A 3,029-nucleotide genomic window follows, 5' to 3' on the forward strand; every position below is an offset into this window, starting at 1 on the left:
CGGGCGGCGCCGGGGCCCAGTTCGCCATCGGGTCGTCGGCCGCCAGCAGCGCGCCCACCGGTTCCCCGGCGACGGTGAGTTCGCGGCGGCTGCCGAAGTTCGCCTGCGCCAGCACGCCGACGGTGTACTCGTCGGAGCCGTAGGACACGAGCCGGGACGCGGTACCGGTGCCGCCTTTGAAGCCGTAGCACGTCATTCCCGTGCCGCCGCCGACGGATCCCTCTGCCAGCGCGCCACCGCGCGCCGCGTCGAGCGCCGCGGTCGCGTGTCCACTGTGGATCGTCGGGGCGTTGATGTCGTTGAGGTAGCCGTCCCAGGTCTCGGCGACCACCGGCAGCAGCCACTCCGCCGCGACGTCGGGCCGCTCGCGCACCACCCAGTCGATCACGCCGCGGTGGCACGGCCCGACGGCGTGGGTGTTGGTGATCAGCACCGGCAGCGCGAGCGAGCCGGTCTCGGCGAGCCAGGCCGTGCCGGTCATCTCGCCGTTGCCGTTCAAGGAAAACGTCCCGGCCGCGCACGGCACGGCGAAGTCCGCGCGGCCGCGGGGGAGGATCGCGGTGACGCCGGTGCGCACCGAATCGCCTTCGATGAGCGTCGTGTAGCCGACTTCGACGCCCGGGACGTCGGTGAGCGCGTTGTGGGGGCCGGGCCGGCCGGGCAGCGTGATGCCCAGGTCGCGGGCACGGGTCATGACAGGTCCTCCAGTCCGCAGGCGATGCGGGCGAAGGAAAGCAGCATGGCTTCGGCGGTGGCCCGGTCCACAGTGGGCACGGCCTGGGTGAGGTGCAGGCCGTAGCCGTCTTCGAGGGCGACGAGGTTCCGCGCGATCGTGACCGGCTCGGCGGTCAGGGTGAACTCGCCGGTCGCCGCGCCGGCTTCGAGGATGCCGGCGTAGATCCGCACCTGCCGCTCGAACAGCGCGACGTGCCGGGCGGCGTACGCGGGGTCGCGGCGGGCGATCGTGCCGAGTTCGTAGAGCAGCACGCACAGTTCGTCGGACGGCCCGGTCGGCAGGCCGGTGCGGATCGTGGCGAGCAGCCGCGCCCACGGTGTCCCGCCGCGGGCGGCCTCCTCCCGCTGGGTGCAGAACCGCTCGACGGCTTCCTGCTGCACCTCCCGCAGGAGGTCGGTCAGGGTGGGGAAGTAGTAGAGCACCGAGCCCGAGGACAGGCCTGCGCCGTCGGCGATATCCCGCAGCCGCAGGTTGAGGACCCCGCGCTCGACGACGGCGCGGCGCGCCACCGCGATCAGCTCGGCCCGCCGCTCGGGGGCCCTGCTCGGTCGTGCCATGCGGCCATTGTTCGAACGATCTTCGAAAAAAGCAAGTACTTGACTAGCTGGCTTCGAGCGCCTTTGATGCGTGCTCACTCGGTTTTTCGAATGAGCTTCAGAGAACTGGAGGCCCGCTCGTGACCACCCCCGCCCTGCGCCGCGGCCTGCGCACCCTCGGCACCCTGCTCATCACGCTCTCGGCGATCAGCCCCGCGTCCTCGGTGTTCATCATCGCGCCGGGCGTGCTGACCGGCGCCGGGAGCGGGGCGTTCTTCAGCTTCGCGGCCGCGGCGGTGGTCGGCGTGTTCATGGCGTTCGTCTACGCCGAACTGGCGTCAGCGTTCCCGGTGGCCGGCGGCGAGTACGCGATTGTGGCCCGCACGCTCGGCCGGCTGCCCGGGTTCGCCGTGCTGGGGCTGATGATCGTCACGCAGGTGCTGATCGTCGCGGTGATCGCGCTCGGCGTCGGCACCTACCTGGGCGTGCTGTTCCCCGGCCTGCCCGGGCCGGCGGTCGCGGCGGTGACGTGCCTGCTGGCGGCCGTCGTCGGGGTGTTCGACATCAAGCTGAACGCGTGGGTAACCGGCGTCTTCCTGGCGATCGAGATCCTGGCGCTGGTCGTGGTCAGCGCGCTCGGGCTGCTGCACCCGGCCCGCCCGTTCACCGACCTGCTCGCCCACCCGGTGGCGCCCGGCGGCGGCCCGGCGACGATCGGCGCCATCGCGATCGCGACGTCGGTGGCGATGTTCGCCTACAACGGCTACGGCTCGGCGGTGTACTTCGGCGAGGAAACCCAGGACGCGCCCCGCGGCATCGCCCGCGCGATCCTCCTGGCGCTGGCGATCACGGTGGTCGCCGAGCTGGTCCCGGTGACGGCGGTCCTGCTGGGCGCGCCGGACCTGCCCGCGCTGTTCGGCTCGGAGAACATGCTGTCGGCGTTCATCACCGCCCGCGGCGGCGGCACGCTCGACACGGTGCTCAGCCTCGCGGTGGCGCTGGCGATCGTGAACGCGGTGCTGGCAATCGTCCTGATCAGCTCCCGCCTGGTCTTCAGCAGCGGCCGCGACCGCGCCTGGCCGGGCTCGGTCAACCGCGCGCTGTCGGCGGTCCACCCCCGCTTCGGCACCCCGTGGGTGGCGACCGTAGGAACCGGGATCGTGGCGGCGGCACTGTGTTTCGTGGATCCCCAGCTGCTGCTGGTGGTCACGAGCACGTCGATCGTGGCCGTCTACGCGGCCCTCTGCCTGGGCGCGATCATCGGCCGCCGCACGGGTTCGACGGCCCACGCGCGGTACCGCATGCCGTGGTTCCCGGTGGCCCCGGTGCTGGCCTTGGCGGTGCTGGTGTTCGTGGTGTACCAGAACATCCTGGACCCGGCGGTGGGCCGCCCGAGCCTGCTGGTGACGGCGGGGATCGTGGTGCTGGCGATGGGGTACTACGCACTGGTGCTGCGCCGGCGCGGTGGGTGGCAGCTGGCCGAGCCGGTTGAGGAAGAACAGCTCGCCCGCGACTGACGTCAGTCCCCGGGTTCGATGACCGCCGGGTCGGCGAACCCGCTCGCCAGCGCGCGCAGCGCCGCGTCCAGGTACACCGTGAGGTCCGCGTCCGCTCGGGCCGACCAGCGCTCGTACGCCGCGCGGCACGTCGCCAGCACCGCGCGCCCGACCGCCAGCGGGTACAGCGCGTCCGCGGGCTGGCCGGTGCGGGCTCCGACGTACGCGCTGACCGCCCGCTCCCACGCGTCGTAGTGGCGG

At 72.6% G+C, this 3,029-nt stretch carries 3 protein-coding genes and 1 pseudogene; 1 reads left to right on the forward strand and 3 read right to left on the reverse strand.

Going from position 1 to position 3,029, the window contains the following annotated elements; genetic code table 11:
• Positions 1-694 (reverse strand): P1 family peptidase (locus G3I65_RS26310; protein WP_160698486.1); only part of this gene is annotated, 694 nt, incomplete at its 3' end.
• Entirely contained in the window at positions 691-1,293 is a 603-nt protein-coding gene (locus G3I65_RS26315) for a TetR/AcrR family transcriptional regulator (protein ID WP_160698487.1), read from the reverse strand. The genes G3I65_RS26315 and G3I65_RS26310, both read right to left, overlap by 4 nt.
• Positions 1,294-1,412: 119 nt before the next feature.
• Here G3I65_RS26315 and G3I65_RS26320 point away from each other — a divergent pair, with 119 nt between their 5' ends.
• Complete coding sequence (locus G3I65_RS26320; RefSeq protein WP_160698488.1) at positions 1,413-2,789, forward strand: APC family permease; 1,377 nt, start codon at positions 1,413-1,415, stop codon at positions 2,787-2,789.
• A 2-nt stretch (positions 2,790-2,791) separates the two neighbouring features.
• Here G3I65_RS26320 and G3I65_RS26325 read toward each other — a convergent pair.
• A pseudogene (locus G3I65_RS26325) lies at positions 2,792-3,029 on the reverse strand (mycofactocin system transcriptional regulator); the annotation flags it as partial.

It is taken from the genome of Amycolatopsis sp. SID8362 (assembly GCF_010550475.1).
In the GTDB taxonomy this organism is placed as follows: domain Bacteria; phylum Actinomycetota; class Actinomycetes; order Mycobacteriales; family Pseudonocardiaceae; genus Amycolatopsis; species Amycolatopsis eburnea.

Excerpts from the sequence above, each read along its gene's own strand:
- G3I65_RS26315 (WP_160698487.1), bottom strand. The coding sequence starts at position 1,293 with ATGGCACGACCGAGCAGGGCCCCCGAGCGGCGGGCCGAGCTGATCGCG.